This window comes from Streptomyces sp. NPDC059224, assembly GCF_042754285.1.
GTDB lineage: Bacteria > Actinomycetota > Actinomycetes > Streptomycetales > Streptomycetaceae > Streptomyces.
The window spans coordinates 76,689-93,296 of sequence record NZ_JBHZAN010000022.1 but is presented as its reverse complement, the minus strand read 5'-3'; the positions used below and the strand labels follow the sequence as shown (position 1 = coordinate 93,296).

Below are 16,608 nucleotides of genomic sequence, written 5' to 3'. Positions count from 1 at the left end.
TACGTCCATGGATCCGCCGCTCCGGGAGCCCAGGGTGCGGTTCGCCCGGCCGCGGCGGAGCGGGTCCTGAGCCGCCCGGGTCAGTCCGGCGTCTCGTCGTGGGGCTCCTCCTCGCTCGGCAGGCCCTCCGGGCGGCGGCCGCGCGGCTGCTGGGGCTCGGGGCGGACGGAGCCGGGCGGCACCTGCCGGTCCACCGGCTCGTCGACGGTCACGGTCAGCGGTTCCCCGAAGTGGAGCACGGTGAGGGGTTCGCCTTCCACCAGACGGTAGCGCGCACGGGTCGGCCCGATGTCGACCTTCAGCCTCTGCCCGCGTGTCTGCACCGTGAACGCCACCCGGGACAGTGCCTCGGGCAGACGCGGTGCGAAGCCGAGCAGGCCCGGCTTCCCGTCGGCGTCGAGGTGTCGCCGCAAGCCGCCGAAACCGCCGACCAGGGCGAGCCAGGTCCCGGCGAGGGAGGCGATGTGCAGACCGTCGCGGGTGTTGTGCTCCAGGTCGTCCAGGTCCATCAGTGCGGCTTCGGTGAGGTAGGCGTAGGCCAGCCGCAGATGTCCGGTCTCGGCGGCGAGCACCGCCTGGCAGCATGCCGACAGAGAGGAGTCACGGACGGTCATCGCCTCGTAGTAGGCGAAGTTGCGTACCTTCTCCTCGTCGGTGAAGGAGTACGGACACTCCAGCATCGCCAGCACCACGTCGGCCTGCTTGACCACTTGCTTGCGGTACAGGTCGAAGTAGGGGTAGTGCAGCAGCAGCGGGTAGTGCTCGGGCGGAGTGGCGTCGAAGTCCCAGTGCTGGAAGGTGGTGAATCCGGCCGACTGTTCGTGCACGCCGAGGGCGTGGTTGTACGGCATCGCCATACGGGCCGCGGCCTCGCGCCAGCCGGCGGTCTCCTCGTCGTCGACACCGAGTTCCTCGGCCCGGTCCGGGTAGCGCGCGGCCACTTCCGCCGCGGCCATCAGGTTCTGGCGGGCCATCACGTTGGTGTACAGGTTGTCCCGCGCGATCGCACTGTACTCGTCGGGCCCGGTGACGCCGTCGATGTGAAAGACCCCGTCGGCGTCGTGGTGGCCGAGGCGGCGCCACAGCCGGGCGGTCTCGGCGAGGAGGTCGAAGCCCTCGTTCCGCTCGAACTCCTCGTCGCCGGTGACCATGACGTACCGGACCGCGGCGATGGCGATGTCCGCGTTGATGTGGAAGGCCGCCGTCCCGGCCGGCCAGTAGGCGGACGACTCCGAACCGTCGATCGTCCGCCAGGGGAACATCGCCCCCGCCAGGTTCAGCTCACGGGCGCGCTCCCGGGCCGCCGGCAGCATCTTGTGCCGCCAGCGCAGCGCCGACGCGACGGCCTCCGGTGCGGTGAACGTCAGCACCGGCAGCACGTAGGACTCGGTGTCCCAGAAGGAGTGCCCGTCGTATCCGGTGCCGGTCAGCCCCTTCGCGGGGATCGCCCGGTTCTCGCCCCGGGCGGCCGCCTGGAGCACGTGGAACAGCGCGAACCGCACCGCCTGCTGGATCTGCGCGTCGCCCTCCACCTCCACGTCCGCTCCGGCCCAGAACTCGTCCAGATACGCCCGCTGCCCCGCCACCAGCCCGTCCCAGCCGGCGCTGACCGCCGACGCCACCGCGCCGTCCACCTGGTCACGCACGGCCGACTGCGAACGCTCGCCCGACCAGCCGTAGGCCACGAACTTGTACAGCCGCAGGGGCTGTCCGGGAGCCAGGTCCGCCGTCACCGTCAGGCGGCTGACATCGGGCTCGCTCTGTGCCGTCCAGTGGGTGCTCTCCGGCCCCTCGACCAGGTGGTCGGCCGCCGCCCCCACCCGCAGCGCGCTGTGGTCGGTGCAGTGCAGCAGCCGCAGGCGGGTGCCCTGTGCGAAGCTCTCCTCCGGCGTCAGCGGGGACTCGATCGCCGCGGCGACCCGCGGATCGCCCTGCAGGCGCGGCAGTTGCTCGTTGGCGACGAGCTCCGACTGCACGGCCACCGTGGCCGGTCCGTCTTCGGGCTCGACCTCGTACACGATCGCGGCCACCGCCCGCTGGGTGAAGGACACCAGCCGCCGCGAGGTGATCCGAACCGTACGGCCGCCGGGAGACATCCACCGTGCGGTACGGCTGAGCACACCGGTACGGAAGTCCAGTACCCGCTCGTGCTCCAGCAGCCTGCCGTAGCGCAGATCGTACGGGTGGTCGTCGACCAGCAGACGGATGATCTTGCCGTCGGTGATGTTGATCATCGTCTGGCCGGACTCGGGATACCCGTAGCCGGCCTCCGCGTAGGGCAGGGGATGCCGCTCGAACACGCCGTTGAGGTAGGCGCCGGGCAGCCCGTGGGGCTCTCCCTCGTCCAGGTTGCCCCGCCATCCGATGTGGCCGTTGGACAGGGCGAACACCGACTCGCTCTGGGCGAGCAGGTCCAGGTTCAGCTCGTTCTCACGCAGACACCATGGCTCCACCGTGAAACTGGGATGAGTGATCACCGCGACTCCTGGATCAGGTCGTCTCACTGGCAACGTGTATGCGGAGACATTCGTCGCACGGACGGTTCCGGGCGGCCGCACGTGCCTCGCGGTCCGGGTGCGCACGGCGTCGAGGCTAGGTGGTGCCCGCACCCGATGCTCCGCCCGGCACGCCGGAAGGCACCCGCTCGGTCCAGGCGCGCACGGCCGCTCGCTCAGCCGGCCCTGCGCGTTCTGACTCCGTCGGCTCGACGCCGCGGACGGTCCGGCCGGTCCGCAGGCCGTCGACCGCACCGGCCCACGTGCAGTCGCCGCCCTCGGTCACCGCTGCGGGGCGTCCGTGTCGCCGGCCGGGGCGGATACCCGCCGTGGGTGCGACGGTGTAGCCGTCCTGTCCCGGTTCCGCGTACGTTCTTGCGATGGCTGACGAGTGTTTCGGGCATCCACGGCTCGCCGCGATCTACGACCCCCTCGACCCCGACCGCAGCGATCTCGACGCCTATCTGCGGATGGCGGAGGAGTTCGGGGTGCGCCAGGTCCTGGACATCGGCTGCGGTACCGGAGTCTTCGCGCTTCTGCTGGCCGGCCGGGGGATCGAGGTCGTCGGCGTCGATCCCGCCGCGGCGTCCGTCGATGTCGCCCGGGCCAAGCCGGGAGGTGAGCGCGTGCGCTGGGTCCGGGGTGACGTGAGCGACCTGCCGCCGATGCAGGCCGACCTCGCGACGATGACCGCGAACGTCGCCCAGGCCGTCGTGGATCCGCAGGCGTGGCGGAGGACGCTGCGCGGAGCCTACGAAGCGCTCCGACCCGGCGGGCGTCTGGTCCTGGAGACCCGTGATCCGGCCCGGCGCGCCTGGGAGGAGTGGACCCGCGAGATCTCCTTCCGCGTGACGGAGATCCCGGGCGTCGGCCCCGTCGAGAACTGGGTCGAGCTGATCGAGGTGAACCCGCCCCTGGTGACCTTCCGGCAGACGTACGTCTTCGCCGCGGACGGACAGGTGCTGACGTCGGATTCGACGTTGCGCTTCCGGGAACGGGCCGAGGTCGAAAGGGACTTGGCCGCGCAGGGCTACGTGGTCGAGGAGGTCCGCGGCGCCCCTGACCGACCGGGAAGGGAGTTCGTCTTCGTGGCACGACGTCCGGCGGCCCCGGCCGGCTGAACAGGGGGCGCCGGCGCTCGGGGGGGTCGGGCTCCGCGATGCGGATCACGAGGGTGCCACCGGCGCAGTAACGGCCGGCGGCTCAGTCCTCGGCGACCCGGATGACCGTCCGGCCGGGGACGCGCCGGCCGGGGGCGAAGGCCGCGACCGCCTCGGTCAGCGGGCGGACCGCGCCGACCCGTACCCGCAGGCGTCCGTCCCGGAGACGCTGTGCCAGGTCCGCGAGGCGCGACCGGTCGGGTTCCACGACGAAGAACACCGCCCGGCCGGACTCGGGCCGGACCCTGGGCGGCTCGGCGATCGAGACGAGCGTGCCGCCGGCCCGTACCAGGGCCGCCGACCGCTCGAGGACGTCACCGCCGATCACGTCGAACACCACGTCGACCTCACCGGCGTCCGCGAGACCGACGGCGTCGAGGTCCAGGAACGCGTGCGCGCCGAGTGCGAGGACGGTGTCCCGGTCGGCGGACCGGCCGGTGCCGATCACCCGGGCTCCCGCCTCCTGCGCGAGCTGCACCGCGAGCGAGCCGACGCCCCCCGCCGCGCCGTGGATCAGGACGGTCTGGCCGGTCACGATCCGCGCGTGGCCGAACAGGCCCTGCCAGGCGGTCAGCCCGGAGATCGGCAGCACGGCCGCCACCGTGTGGTCGACGTCGGCGGGCAGCGGGGCGAGGTTGCGGGCCTCCACGGCGACGTACTCGGCCAGCGAGCCGTCGCGGGCCCAGTCGGTCAGCCCGAAGACACGCTGGCCGACCGTGAGACCGGTGGTTCCGTAGCCGAGTTCCGCCACGACACCCGAGACCTCGTGCCCGGGCACGCTCGGTGTCCGGTCGCGGCCGGCGCGGTCGGTCCACGTGCCGGCCCAGGTGAGTTCCCCCCGGGTGAATCCCGCGGCATGCACGCGCACGACCACGTCGTTCTCGGCGGCGTGGGGATACGGCAGGTCGGTCAGGGTCAGCCCGCCGGCTCCGGCGTCGCGGTCGGTAGCGGTGACGGCTCGCATGAGCGTTCCTCCTGTGTGCTGTGTGAACGGGACTGGCGCAGCCCGGCGTCAGCCGGTGAACGCCTGGTCGCTGCCCCGGTGGACGCCCCGCCCGTGCCGGCGTTCGACCTCGGTCGGGACGGGGCACGGTCATGACGGGTGGTTCCAATCGGATGATCAGCCTGCGCGTGGCAGCCGGGCACGTGCACGCCGTGGTCGTGCTCCTGGCTGCATCGTCGCCACTCGGGTGGCTTGCCGCCACTCGGCGACACCCACGACGTCAGGCCGCGGAGCCATCCGCTCACCCACAGGGAAGCCGGTCCCTGTCACCGCATCCCCGATGCCGCGAGCCGCCTCGCTGGGCGTCATGAAGAACCTGCCGCCGGCCGCACCCTTGGCGGCCGGTGGCAGGCGGCCCCCGCCGCACGCGGACCCGAACCTGCCGCGCGCCTTCCTGGCCGTGTACCGCTCGGGATCGTTCGCGGCGGCGGCGCCCCCGCGGGTTCAGTAGCCGATGGCCTCGCGGAGCAGCAGGACGGTGCCGCGTCCGGCCTGGTGTTCCCCGTTGAGGACGAGGAGCCGGTTGACGGCGCTGGGCCACCCGTAGGCTTTCCGGGTGCGGGCGCTTTCCAGCGGAAGGCAGTGTTCCTCGACGCGCCGCAGCGCGGTGTCCAGGTCGGGTACCACCTTCTGCGCGCCGACGATCCAGATCGCGCGGCCCGCGCCGCCCGCGTAACCGGGCAGCTGGCTTCCGCTGCCCGAGGCGATCACGAGGGAGCCGGTCTCGGTGAGCGCGGCGACGCTGCCCACGATGACGTCGGGGGAGGCGAGCAGCCGCCGGATGCCGTCGGCCTCGGCGGCCCGGTCCATGGCCAGGACACGGGGCTTGACGGCCCGGTACCGGTCACCGCCGTTGATGTCCTCGTCGATCCCGGACAGCCGGAGGGTCTCGCTCGCCCCGGTGAAGACACTGGCACCCTCCGGGATCAGCTCCTTGACGCGGGCGCGTGCGGCGATGACGTCGTCGAGGATCTCCACGGTGAAGCCGTGTGCGGTGAGCGCCGCGGCCGCCCGTTCCAGGCGCTGTGCGGGCGCCGGATCGGTGAACTGTGTCGCCGGCATGGAGGTGGTCATGGTGTCTCCGGACTCCCTGTTCGCTGGATGATGTGTGCGTCTGACCGTTCGACAGCGCGGCGCGGTGGAATGTGAGGCGGCGCGCGGCCTCACATTCCGGTGCGCTGTCCTGTCGAACCCGTGAGGACAGCTGCGACCGAGGGAGCCGCCGGCACCATGACCACCCGATCCGGGCAGGGACACGGACAGGCCGATCGGGGCCTGGAAGCGATCGTGAGCGAGCGGCGACAGCTCATGAACATCGCCTACCGGCTTCTCGGCTCCCTGGCCGAGGCCGAGGACGCCGTCCAGGAGACCTGCGCGCGCTGGTACGCGCTGTCACCGGCGCAGCGGGACGCCATCGAGTCCCCCGGTGCCTGGCTGACGACGGTCACCGGACGCGTCTGCCTCAACGTGCTCGGCTCCGCGCGGGTGCGCCGGGAGACCTACGTGGGTGAATGGATCCCCGAACCGCTGCCCGAGCGTACGGAGTGGACCACCGGGCGGTCCGGCGGTGCCACCGACGACCCGGCCGAACGGGTCACCCTGGACGAGTCGGTCGACCTCGCCTTCCTGGTCGTGCTCGAATCGATGACCCCGGCGGAACGCGTCGCGTTCATCCTGCACGATGTGTTCTGCCTGCCCTTCGCCGAAGTGGCCGGGATCGTCGGCCGCACCCCGGCGGCCTGCCGCCAGCTGGCCTCCTCGGCCCGCCGCCGGGTCCGGGCCTCGCGGCCCGCGGCGGCTCCGGCGGCCGAACGCGCCGACATTGTCAGGGACTTCAAACGGGCGTGGGAGGCACAGGACATCGCGGCGCTCATCGCGCTGCTCGACCCCGACGCCACGGCGACCGCCGACGGCGGCGGCCTCGCCGTGACCTTCCCGCACCCCATCGAAGGCGGTGAGCGGATCGCGTCCGCCTGGCTGGAGATCGCCCGCCGCAGGACCGGCGGCATGGCGCTCCTGGAGCGTACGGTCAGCGGTCAGCCCGGTCTGGTGGCCCTCCAGGACGGCGTGGTCGTGTCGGTGTTCGCGTTCGATGTCGCGGGCGACCGGATCAGGAACATCTGGGTGATGCGCAACCCGGAGAAACTCATTCACTGGACGACAGGCTGACGGGTCACGACGCTCAGGGACGCCGACGGCGCGCCGTGCGAGCCCTGCACCGGCACGGCCACACAGCAGATTCCGGCCGCCACGTCCTCCCGGTCGAAGGCGGCGCCCCGGTCCCGGATCGTCTCGGTCTTCCGGCGCCAGGACCCGGGCAACGGGCCCAGCGGGATCCGCGGACACGCCCCGGCGACCAGGGCCTTTCCCGCAGCGGTGAACCACGGCCAGGTCCCGGCGTTGTCCCCGGGGGTCCAGTCCAGGACCAGCGTCCGGCCCTCCCGCAGCACGCTGAGCCCCACCGAGGCGGCCAACCGCATCGGCGCCGTGAAGCCGTACGCGGGCCCGGGCTTCGTGCACTGGCCGGACCTGGAACGCAGGCCCGACGGCTCCAACTACGCGGGGGTCACGGCGGCCGGGATCAGGGTCTCCGCGACGGCCTGGATCGCCGAGATGGAAGCCGCGTTCGCGCACCAGCCGGTCGGCCTGTACACAGGCAGTGACCTGGCGGCCGGCCATGCGCCGGCCGCGGTCCCGCTCTGGTATCCCGCCTGTCCCTGGTCCGGTGCGCCGGCCTACGCACAGGCCGAGGCCCACCCGAGGCCCAGCCCGTCCGGCCGGTCTCCGCTGTTCCGGCAGTTCACCTCGACTCCCCTGGACCGATCCATCTGCTGTCCGAGCGAGCCGGCGCTGCGCGCCTGGGCCGCCGGAGAGGAAACCGAAGACATGGCGCTCACCACGGACGACATCGACAAGGTCGCGGCCGCGGTCGTCGCGAAGCTCGTGGCCGGCGGCGGTGTGCTGGAGACGGCGGGCATCACGCACGTCGCGTCCGCCGCGGCGAAGGCGGTCCTGACCATGGACGGAGTCATCAAGGCTCCGGCCGACGCCCCGGACGCGAAGACCAATCCCTACTGCGCACTCCAGTCCTGCATCAAGGACACCAACGCCCGGATACGGCTCGCGCAGGCGACGGAGGCGGCCCAGAGCGCGGTCATCGGCAACTCGCCGCGGCCCTCGCGACGTTCGACAAGAACATCGACCCCGCCGCTCTCGTCTCCTCCATTCCATCACCACGGCGATCGAGACGGCCGTGGGTAAGGTCGTCATCCACCTCGACCCCACGTCCTGAGACGCCGGAAGGGCTGTCCCGTGAACCTCTTCGCCCGCTTTCGTCGCCGGGCTCCTGCTGACCCTGCTGGTCCACATCGGCGTCGACTTCGGCTCGGCGTCGGTGGCGAGCGTGGTCACCACGGTTCTCACCGGCGCGTACTACGCGACGGTCCGGCTCCTCGAAAGCCCCGCCGTGAAGATCCGGTCGCGGCCGCTCGCCACCGTCGCCGGCATCCTGCTCGGCTGGGCGGTCCCGCCCGACAACCCGAGCGCGGCGCACCCGGCCCGGCAGACCCGCTGACCCCGCCCGCCGGGTCCCACCGCCGCACCATCCCCCCGATCCGCCGGACGACCACGGTCAGGAAGCCGCAGCTGCGTCGGCCGGGTGGGGAAGAAGTCGCATGACGCGTCCACATAGGTGAACATCATGCACATGGGTGTACAGGGTTCGAGACTGCATGCCACACTCCTTCAACTTCTGTGCACCACAGTCCAGTTGGAGAGGCAGGCAGTCATGTCCATCTCCCGGCGGGCCGTGCTGGCCACGGCAGGCGGCGCCGCGGCCGCCTACGCCAGCGCACCTCTGCCCGCGCATGCCGAGGCCGGGCACGTGCCGGCCGCCACCACGCAGGTCCTCAGAGCCGCCGCCGACTACGCGGTCGAGAAGGTCCGCGCCGTGGCACCCGGCGTCAACGGCTTCCCCGTCTCGACCAGGTTCGAGAAGTGGACCTACTCCCAGAACGGCGACTGGGTGGGCGGGTTCTGGCCCGGCACCCTGTGGATGTGCTGGCTCCACACCGACGACGAGCGGTTCCGCACCCTCGCCCAGGACTCCGCCCGCAAGCTCGCCCCCCGCCGCACCGACACCACCACGCACGACCTCGGCTTCCTCTTCACCCCCTCCTGGGTCACCGCCTGGCGCCTGACCGGACAGGACGAGTGGCGGACCGGCGCCATCGAGGCGGCCGGCTCGCTCAGCCGGCGCTACAACCCGCGCGGCCGGTTCCTGCGCGCCTGGGGCGCGCTGAACGACCCCGCCAACGCCGGGCGCATCATCATCGACACGATGATGAACCTCGACCTGCTCCTCTTCGCCTCGCAGCAGACCGGAGACACCGCCTATCGCGACATCGCCGTCGCCCACGCCGAGACCGCGCAGCGCCTCTTCCCGCGGGCCGACGGTTCCACCCCGCACGTCTGGGACCTCGACCCGGCCACCGGCGCCCCCATCGGCCCCGACACCGTCCAGGGCTACAGCCCCACCTCCTGCTGGTCCCGCGGACAGGCCTGGGGGATCTACGGGTTCACCACCCTCTACCGCCGGACCGCCGACCCCCGGTTCCTCACCACGGCGACGCGTCTCGCCGAGTACGCCATCGGCGTACTCACCCCCGACCACGTGCCCGTCTGGGACTACCGGGCGCCCCAGCACCCCCACGACATCAAGGACGCGTCCGCCGGCGCCGTGATGGCCTGCGGGCTCCTCGACCTGGCCGCCGCCACCGGCCACCAGAAGTACCGCACGGTCGCTCTGCGGATGCTGACCGCGCTCGCACAGACCTGTCTGACCAGGGCCTCCACCCGGGCGGACGCCGTCGTCGCCCGGTGCACCCGCAACCGGCCCGCCGAGGACGGCATCGAGGTCTCCCTCCCCTACGCCGACTACTACCTCCTCGAAGGCATCCACCGGATCCTCCACCCGCAGGCCCTCGACCGCGCCATCGACCTCAGCACACCCTGACCACGACGACCGCAGTTCAGTGGGTGTTACATGGACCGCTGTCTCCCCGATCGGCCGGTGGTGAGATGATCACACCATGGGGACGGAAGAACTCGTTCGGCGCCGGACGCGCCGAGCCGTCACGCCGGAAGCAGGCGTCCCAGACCACCGAGTCGACCTTCCGCACCCCGAAAGGGGAAGTACCGTGTCCGTGTTCCAGCGCATTCTCGTCGCCGTCGATCCCAGTCCCGCCCGCGCTTCCGCCGTACGGCTGGCGGGCGAGCTGGCGCAGCTCGCCAACGCCGAGGTCCGCGTCGTCCACGTCATCGCCTCCGCCGCCTCCCTCGCGGCGATCGTCCCGCTGGAGGAGGACACCGAGGCGCAGGCCGTTCTCGACGAGGCCCTCGCCACCCTCCGGGACCTCGGCGTCAAGGCCGACGGAACCCTCCTGAGGGGACTCACCACGCAGGTCGCGGCCGTGATCTCGGAGACCGCCGAGGAGTTCGGTGCCGACCTCATCGTGCTGAGCCCGCACCACCGCAGCGCCGCGCGGGCGCTGTTCGACCCGCGGGTCAGCGACGCCGTCGCCCACCGCGCCCACACCGCGATCCTGCTCGCCCCGGAGCCCCAGCACCAGGGCTGAACCGGACCCGGGCCCCGGGCCGCCGTGGACTTCCGTGTCCGCGGCGGCCCCGGGGCTCGTGCGGGCCCCGGGACACGCCGAAGCCGTCGCTGGCGTCGGCGCCAGGGCAGCGCGTCCCGCTCGTCACTGTCGGCCTCCATGCGCTGGAGCGCGGTACCGACCGCCTCTCCGATCGCCGCGAACTGGGTCACCTGCTCGGGCGTCAGTGCGTCGGAGACCGCCCGGCGGACCGCCTCCACACGGCCGTTGGACCGCGCGCTCCAGCAGCCGCATGCCCTCCCCGGTGAGGACGGCGAACTGGTGGCGGCGGTGTCCGGGGTCCTGACGCCGGTCGGGGCAGCCGGTCCCCTGGAGGCGGGCTCACCGCGTGGGCGAGCCGGCTCCGGGTGATCGTCAGGCGTTCGGCCGGTTCGGACATGGTCAGGCTGTGATCCCTGACCGAGGACAGGTGCACGAGCAGGGTGTAGTCGGCATGGGTCATGCCCGCGTCGCGCCGCAGCCGGCGGTCGAGGTGGTCGGACAGGTGGGTGGAGAACGGGACGTAGGCGAGCCACGCCCGACGTTCCTAGGGCTTGAGCCAACGGGGCGTCGTGGGCGCACCATGATCGCCCCTGTTTGCATGTTCGAACACCACTGGGAGAACGTCAGGCGCCGACGTACTCCGCGAGGTGCTCGGCGGTGAGGCTCTTGCGGGCGGCGACCAGGTCGGCCGGGGTGCCCTCGAAGACGATCCGGCCGCCGTCGTGGCCGGCGCCGGGGCCGAGGTCGATGATCCAGTCCGCGTGGGCCATGACCGCCTGGTGGTGCTCGACGACGATCACGGACTTCCCGGCGTCGACCAGCCGGTCGAGCAGGCCGAGGAGCTGCTCGACATCGGCGAGGTGCAGGCCCGCGGTCGGCTCGTCGAGGACGTAGACGCCGCCCTTGTCGGCCATGTGGGTGGCCAGCTTGAGACGCTGACGCTCGCCGCCGGACAGGGTGGTCAGCGGCTGGCCGATGGTCAGGTAGCCGAGACCGACGTCCCGCAGCCGCTGGGCGATCCGCTGGGCGGCCGGGACGTTCGCCTCGTCCGCCGCGAAGAACACCACGGCCTCGTTCACCGACAGGGCCAGCACCTCGCTGATGTCCCGGCCGTGCAGTGCGTAGTCGAGCACCGACCTCTCGAACCGCTTCCCGTCGCAGTCCTCACAGGTGGTGGCCACCCCGGCCATCATCGCCAGGTCGGTGTAGATGACGCCGGCGCCGTTGCAGGTGGGACAGGCGCCCTCGGAGTTGGGGCTGAACAGGGCCGGCTTGACGCCGTTCTCCTTGGCGAAGGCCTTGCGGATCGGCTCCAGGAGGCCCGTGTACGTCGCCGGGTTGCTGCGCCGGGAGCCACGGATGGCGCCCTGGTCGACGGAGATCACCCCGGCCCCTGCCGGGATCGAGCCGTGCACCAGGGAGCTCTTGCCGGAGCCGGCGACGCCCGTGACCACGGTGAGGACCCCGAGCGGGACGTCGACGTCGACGTCCTGGAGGTTGTGGGTGCTCGCGCCGCGGATCTCCAGCGCCCCGGTGGGCTTGCGGACGCTCTCCTTGAGGCCGGCCCGGTCGTCGATGTGGCGGCCCGTGACGGTGCCGGACTTGCGCAGGCCCTCGACGGTGCCCTCGAAGCAGACGGTGCCGCCCCCCGCACCGGCGCCGGGGCCCAGGTCGACGACGTGGTCGGCGATCGCGATGACCTCCGGCTTGTGCTCGACGACCAGGACGGTGTTGCCCTTGTCGCGCAGCTGCAACAGGAGGCCGTTCATGCGCTGGATGTCGTGCGGGTGCAGGCCGGTGGTGGGCTCGTCGAAGACGTAGGTGGCGTCGGTGAGCGAGGAGCCGAGGTGGCGGATCATCTTGGTGCGCTGTGCCTCGCCGCCGGACAGGGTGCCCGCCGGACGGTCCAGCGAGAGGTAGCCGAGGCCGATCTCCACGAACGACTCCAGGGTGTCACGGAGTGTCTTCAGGAGCGGTGCCACCGACGGCTCGTCGAGGCCGCCGGCCCAGGCGGCCAGATCGCTGATCTGCATCGCGCAGGCGTCGGCGATGCTGATCCCGGCGATCTTCGAGGAGCGCGCGCCCTCGTTCAGCCGGGTGCCGTCGCAGTCGGGGCAGGTGGCGAAGGTGACCGCCCGCTCCACGAACTCGCGGATGTGCGGCTGCATCGACTCCTTGTCCTTGGACAGCATCGACTTCTGGATGCGCGGGATCAGACCTTCGTAGGTCATGTTGATGCCCGCGATCTTCATCCGGGTCGGCTCGCGGTGCAGGAAGTCGTGCAGTTCCCTCTTGGTGAACCTGCGGACCGGCTTGTCCGGGTCGAAGAAGCCGGACTCGGCGTAGAGGCGGGAGTTCCAGCCGCCGCCCTTGTAGCCGGGAACGGTGATCGCGCCTTCGTTGAGCGACTTGGTGTCGTCGAAGAGCTGGCCGAGGTCGAGGTCCGTGACGGCGCCGCGGCCCTCGCAGCGCGGGCACATGCCGCCGGTGATGCTGAAGCTGCGGCGCTCCTTGACCTGCTGTCCGGCGCGTTCGACGGTGACGGCTCCCGCCCCGCTGATGGAGGCGATGTTGAAGGAGAACGCCTTGGGCGAGCCGATGTGCGGGGTGCCGAGCCGGCTGAAGAGGATCCGCAGCAGTGCGTTGGCGTCGGTGGCGGTGCCGACGGTGGAGCGGGGGTCGCCGCCCATCCGCTGCTGGTCGACGATGATCGCGGTGGTCAGGCCGTCGAGCACGTCGACCTCGGGGCGGGCCAGGTTCGGCATGAAGCCCTGGACGAACGCGGGGTAGGTCTCGTTGATCAGCCGCTGCGACTCGGCGGCGATGGTGTCGAACACCAGCGAGCTCTTGCCCGAGCCGGAGACTCCGGTGAAGACCGTCAGCCGGCGCTTCGGGATCTCGATGCTGACGTCCTTGAGGTTGTTCTCGCGCGCGCCGTGCACACGGATCAGGTCGTGGCCGTCCGCCACGTGCGGCGTGGACACCTGCTTCTCGGTCTTTCCGGCCATGCTCAAACCCGTCTCCATCCGCTGCGCGGGGCCTCCGTCGACGGCCGCCACGCTAGCCGGGGTCGAACACTAGCGCTTCTCCATTCCTGACCGGTCCGGCCGACCGCGGTCCGCCGGCCCGCCGCGCCCGGCTCGGCCACGAAGATCTCCTGTTCTCACGGGACGTCCACGAACCGGCCCCGACGTGCACGGGGTCCGTCATGTCCGCCCCGGCGGCGCACGGGCGATGGTGCGTTCACCCAGCTCCCTCGACATGACGGTGTACGAACTGGACGACACCACGGACGTCAACGACCTCGTCGCCCTCGGGAACGAGGGCGTCACCGTGCGGGTGGTCCTGGACCGGGCCCGTCACAGAGAGTGCCGGCCCTTCCTCGCACAGCGCCCCGACCGAGGCGGGCGTGGAGGTCGCGTGGTCGCCCTCCGGCTTCGTCCACACCCACCAGAAGACCATCACCGTGGACGCCGCCAGGTCCCTGGTCCTGACCGGCGACCTGACCTCGCCGTGCTACCCGACCGGCCGGGACTGAGGCGTGTTCACCGACGACACCCGCGAGGCCCGGCTCCATGAACATCAGCGGCAGCTCCCTGTCCACGTTCGACGGCGACTGCCAGGGCGGCACCGCCGCGTAGCGCCCGGGCGGCCGGAAGAGCGGGCCGGGCGGGCACGGCGCACACCGGGCGGTCCTGCCCGTACCTCGGCGGCCGCCCCCGTACATCCGCTCGGCGGGCACCGCGGCTCGCCCGGAATCCGCTGGTCAGCACCGATCACCGCCGATCTATGCTTCTGGGAGCAGGAGGTTCGCCGGACCGTCGACGGAGAGGACGCCCGGGTACGGCGACGCTGCTCGTCCGGTATCCGCACCGTGTCCGTCTCTCCCGAGGAAGCCCCGTTGAACTTCTGGTCGATCTATGAGCACGGCTTCGCGCGTGTCGCCGCGTGCACCGGCCACACCGTCATCGCCGACCCGCGCGCCAACGCCGAGGCGGTCCTGCGCCAGGCCCGCCGCTGCGCCGAGGACGGGGTCGCGGTGGCCGTCTTCCCCGAGCTGGGACTGACCGGCTACTCGATCGAGGACCTGCTCCTCCAGGACGTGGTGCTCGACCAGGTCGAGGAGGCGCTCGCGACGGTGGCGGCCGGTTCGGCCGGGCTGCTGCCGGTCCTCGTGGTCGGTGCCCCGCTGCGCCATCGCAACCGGATCTACAACTGCGCGGTGTTCGTCCACCGCGGCCGGATCCTCGGTGTGGCGCCGAAGTCGTACCCGCCGACCTACCGGGAGTTCTACGAGCGCCGGCAGATCGCCTCGGGCGACGACGAGCGGGGCGGCAGCATCCGGATCGGCGGCGAGTCCGTGCCGTTCGGGGTGGACCTGCTGTTCGACGCGGAGGACGTCCCCGGTCTGGTGCTGCACGCCGAGGTCTGCGAGGACATGTGGGTACCGGTGCCGCCGAGCGCCGAGGCCGCACTGGCCGGCGCGACCGTGCTGGTGAACCTCTCCGGCAGCCCGATCACGGTCGGCCGTGCGGAGGACCGCAAGCTGCTGTGCCGCTCGGCGTCGCAGCGCTGTCTGGCCGCGTACGTGTACGCGGCGGCCGGGCTCGGCGAGTCGTCCACGGACCTGTCCTGGGACGGCCAGACGATGATCTACGAGAACGGCGCGCTGCTCGCCGAGACGGACCGGTTCCCGCTGGACGACCAGTACGCGGTGGCCGACGTGGACCTGGACCTGCTGCGCCAGGAACGGGCCCGGATGGGCTCGTTCGACGACAACCGGCGCACCCACGCGGCCCGCACCGGCGACTTCAGGACCGTGCCCTTCCGGCTCGACGCGCCGGCCGCCGACCTGGGCCTGCGCCGCAGGGTCGAACGCTTCCCGTTCGTGCCCGCCGACCCCGAGCGGCTCGCCCTGGACTGCTACGAGGCGTACAACATCCAGGTCGCCGCGCTCCAGCAGCGGCTGACGGCGATCGGCGGTCCGAAGGTGGTCATCGGGGTGTCCGGCGGCCTCGACTCCACGCACGCGCTGATCGTCGCGGCCCGGGCGATGGACCGGATGGGACGCCCCCGCACCGACATCCTGGCCTTCACCCTCCCGGGCTTCGCCACCGGCGAGCACACCAAGGGCAACGCCCACCGGCTGATGGCCTCGCTGGGCGTGACCGCCGCCGAACTCGACATCACGCCGACCGCGCGGCTCATGCTCAAGGAGATGGACCACCCGTTCGCGGCCGACGAGCCGGTGTACGACATCACCTTCGAGAACGTGCAGGCCGGGCTGCGCACCGACTACCTCTTCCGGCTCGCCAACCAGCGCGGCGGCATCGTGCTGGGCACCGGTGACCTCTCCGAGCTGGCGCTCGGCTGGTGCACCTACGGCGTCGGCGACCAGATGAGCCACTACAACGTCAACTCCGGTGTGCCGAAGACGCTGATCCAGCACCTGATCCGCTGGGTCATCAGCAGCGAGCAGTTCGACCCGGAGACCGGAGAGACCCTCGCCGCGATCCTCGACACGGAGATCAGCCCCGAACTGGTGCCCGGCGAGGAACTGCAGTCCACCGAGTCCAGGATCGGCCCGTACGCGCTGCACGACTTCACCCTCCACCAGGTGCTGCGGCACGGATTCCGGCCGTCGAAGATCGCCTTCCTGGCCTGGCACGCCTGGCACGACAGGGAGGCGGGAGTCTGGCCGCCCGGCTTCCCCGAGTCCGACCGCCAGGCCTACGACCTGGCCGCGATCCGGCACTGGCTCGACTACTTCTGCCGCCGGTTCTTCGCCTTCGCCCAGTTCAAGCGCTCGGCCATGCCGAACGGCCCGAAGGTCTCGGCGGGCGGCTCCCTGTCCCCCCGCGGCGACTGGCGCGCCCCGTCGGACGGTTCGGCCACGGCCTGGCTGCACGACCTGGAACGGGTACCCGAGGCATAGCGCCGCCGCCCGCGACGTGGCGTCCGCCCTGTGACCACGCTATGGTCGACCGTGCGCGCGGCACTCCGATCTCGGGTGGCGCGCGATGCGTTGGTGGTCCAAGGAAAGACGCCCCACTTCCTGTGGGGAGATGCAGGTGCAAGGCCTGCCCGGCGCTCCGCCCGAGAGCCCCGCCCCCCGATCCGTCGGGGGCGGGGCTCTTCGCCTGTGCCCACCCGTGCCGGTTGCGCGGCTTTCGGCGGCCTCCGCAGGTGCTCTGATGGGCGCACCTTCCACCGCCACCCGGAACGAGCCTCGGGGCGCGACAAAACGCCAGGTCAGGGCGGAGTTGCCGGCCGGTCGTCGGCCCCCTGGTCCG

General features: G+C 71.9%; 14 protein-coding genes. 9 read left to right on the top strand and 5 right to left on the bottom strand.

All coding sequences use genetic code 11. The annotated features are described in order from the left end of the window. Positions 1-80 precede the first annotated feature (80 nt). Positions 81-2,477 carry a glycoside hydrolase family 65 protein gene (locus ACFXI4_RS24740; RefSeq protein ID WP_384994554.1) on the bottom strand — a complete coding sequence of 799 codons (2,397 nt, stop codon included), beginning with the start codon at positions 2,475-2,477 and terminating at the stop codon, positions 81-83. A 398-nt stretch (positions 2,478-2,875) separates the two neighbouring features. Here ACFXI4_RS24740 and ACFXI4_RS24735 point away from each other — a divergent pair, with 398 nt between their 5' ends. Then, positions 2,876-3,616, top strand: coding sequence for a class I SAM-dependent methyltransferase (locus tag ACFXI4_RS24735; protein WP_384994552.1), 741 nt, complete (start codon positions 2,876-2,878; stop codon positions 3,614-3,616). An 82-nt stretch (positions 3,617-3,698) separates the two neighbouring features. Here ACFXI4_RS24735 and ACFXI4_RS24730 read toward each other — a convergent pair whose 3' ends face one another. Further along, positions 3,699-4,619 carry an NADP-dependent oxidoreductase gene (locus ACFXI4_RS24730; protein WP_384994549.1) on the bottom strand — a complete coding sequence of 307 codons (921 nt, stop codon included), beginning with the start codon at positions 4,617-4,619 and terminating at the stop codon, positions 3,699-3,701. Positions 4,620-4,938: 319 nt separating this feature from the next. Here ACFXI4_RS24730 and ACFXI4_RS24725 point away from each other — a divergent pair, with 319 nt between their 5' ends. Beyond that, on the top strand, positions 4,939-5,109 hold the full coding sequence (locus tag ACFXI4_RS24725; protein WP_384994547.1) for a hypothetical protein: 171 nt from the start codon (positions 4,939-4,941) through the stop codon (positions 5,107-5,109). Here ACFXI4_RS24725 and ACFXI4_RS24720 read toward each other — a convergent pair. Continuing rightward, positions 5,103-5,732: an LUD domain-containing protein gene (locus ACFXI4_RS24720; protein ID WP_362731498.1), complete on the bottom strand. Its 630-nt coding sequence runs from the start codon at positions 5,730-5,732 to the stop codon at positions 5,103-5,105. The two genes, ACFXI4_RS24725 and ACFXI4_RS24720, sit on opposite strands and share 7 nt — an antisense overlap. 156 nt (positions 5,733-5,888) lie before the next feature. Between ACFXI4_RS24720 and sigJ the strand changes: the two genes are divergently transcribed. Beyond that, the gene (sigJ, locus tag ACFXI4_RS24715; RefSeq protein ID WP_384994544.1) at positions 5,889-6,827 is read left to right on the top strand and encodes an RNA polymerase sigma factor SigJ; all 939 of its coding nucleotides are present in this window, start codon (positions 5,889-5,891) and stop codon (positions 6,825-6,827) included. Here the strand turns inward: sigJ and ACFXI4_RS24710 are convergent. After that, positions 6,809-7,138: an IclR family transcriptional regulator C-terminal domain-containing protein gene (locus tag ACFXI4_RS24710; RefSeq protein ID WP_384994541.1), complete on the bottom strand. Its 330-nt coding sequence runs from the start codon at positions 7,136-7,138 to the stop codon at positions 6,809-6,811. The genes sigJ and ACFXI4_RS24710 overlap by 19 nt on opposite strands. 7 nt (positions 7,139-7,145) lie before the next feature. Here ACFXI4_RS24710 and ACFXI4_RS24705 point away from each other — a divergent pair, with 7 nt between their 5' ends. From ACFXI4_RS24705 to ACFXI4_RS24690, 4 genes are all read left to right on the top strand, one after another. Beyond that, positions 7,146-7,919 (top strand): hypothetical protein, encoded by a 774-nt coding sequence (locus ACFXI4_RS24705; protein ID WP_384994539.1) that lies wholly within the window; start codon positions 7,146-7,148, stop codon positions 7,917-7,919. A 142-nt stretch (positions 7,920-8,061) separates the two neighbouring features. Continuing rightward, positions 8,062-8,232, top strand: coding sequence for a hypothetical protein (locus ACFXI4_RS24700; protein ID WP_384994536.1), 171 nt, complete (start codon positions 8,062-8,064; stop codon positions 8,230-8,232). Between the two features lie 213 nt (positions 8,233-8,445). Then, on the top strand, positions 8,446-9,672 hold the full coding sequence (locus ACFXI4_RS24695) for a glycoside hydrolase family 88 protein (protein ID WP_384994534.1): 1,227 nt from the start codon (positions 8,446-8,448) through the stop codon (positions 9,670-9,672). 190 nt (positions 9,673-9,862) lie between these two features. Continuing rightward, positions 9,863-10,294 carry a universal stress protein gene (locus ACFXI4_RS24690; protein WP_384994774.1) on the top strand — a complete coding sequence of 144 codons (432 nt, stop codon included), beginning with the start codon at positions 9,863-9,865 and terminating at the stop codon, positions 10,292-10,294. Between the two features lie 644 nt (positions 10,295-10,938). On the opposite strand, the gene ACFXI4_RS24685 is transcribed toward ACFXI4_RS24690, so the two are convergent. After that, a complete protein-coding gene (locus ACFXI4_RS24685) occupies positions 10,939-13,323 on the bottom strand; it encodes an ATP-binding cassette domain-containing protein (protein WP_384994531.1) in 2,385 nt (794 codons plus the stop codon). A 401-nt stretch (positions 13,324-13,724) separates the two neighbouring features. Between ACFXI4_RS24685 and ACFXI4_RS24680 the strand changes: the two genes are divergently transcribed. Then, positions 13,725-13,853, top strand: a complete 129-nt coding sequence (locus tag ACFXI4_RS24680; RefSeq protein WP_384994528.1) for a hypothetical protein — start codon at positions 13,725-13,727, stop codon at positions 13,851-13,853. 363 nt (positions 13,854-14,216) lie between these two features. Continuing rightward, a complete protein-coding gene (locus ACFXI4_RS24675) occupies positions 14,217-16,250 on the top strand; it encodes an NAD(+) synthase (RefSeq protein ID WP_362729828.1) in 2,034 nt (677 codons plus the stop codon). Positions 16,251-16,608: the final 358 nt, after the last annotated feature.

Excerpts from the sequence above, each read along its gene's own strand:
- ACFXI4_RS24735 (WP_384994552.1), top strand. The coding sequence starts at position 2,876 with ATGGCTGACGAGTGTTTCGGGCATCCACGGCTCGCCGCGATCTACGAC.
- ACFXI4_RS24730 (WP_384994549.1), bottom strand. The coding sequence starts at position 4,619 with ATGCGAGCCGTCACCGCTACCGACCGCGACGCCGGAGCCGGCGGGCTG.
- ACFXI4_RS24725 (WP_384994547.1), top strand. The coding sequence starts at position 4,939 with ATGCCGCGAGCCGCCTCGCTGGGCGTCATGAAGAACCTGCCGCCGGCC.
- ACFXI4_RS24720 (WP_362731498.1), bottom strand. The coding sequence starts at position 5,732 with ATGACCACCTCCATGCCGGCGACACAGTTCACCGATCCGGCGCCCGCA.
- sigJ (WP_384994544.1), top strand. The coding sequence starts at position 5,889 with ATGACCACCCGATCCGGGCAGGGACACGGACAGGCCGATCGGGGCCTG.
- ACFXI4_RS24710 (WP_384994541.1), bottom strand. The coding sequence starts at position 7,138 with ATGCGGTTGGCCGCCTCGGTGGGGCTCAGCGTGCTGCGGGAGGGCCGG.
- ACFXI4_RS24695 (WP_384994534.1), top strand. The coding sequence starts at position 8,446 with ATGTCCATCTCCCGGCGGGCCGTGCTGGCCACGGCAGGCGGCGCCGCG.
- ACFXI4_RS24685 (WP_384994531.1), bottom strand. The coding sequence starts at position 13,323 with ATGGCCGGAAAGACCGAGAAGCAGGTGTCCACGCCGCACGTGGCGGAC.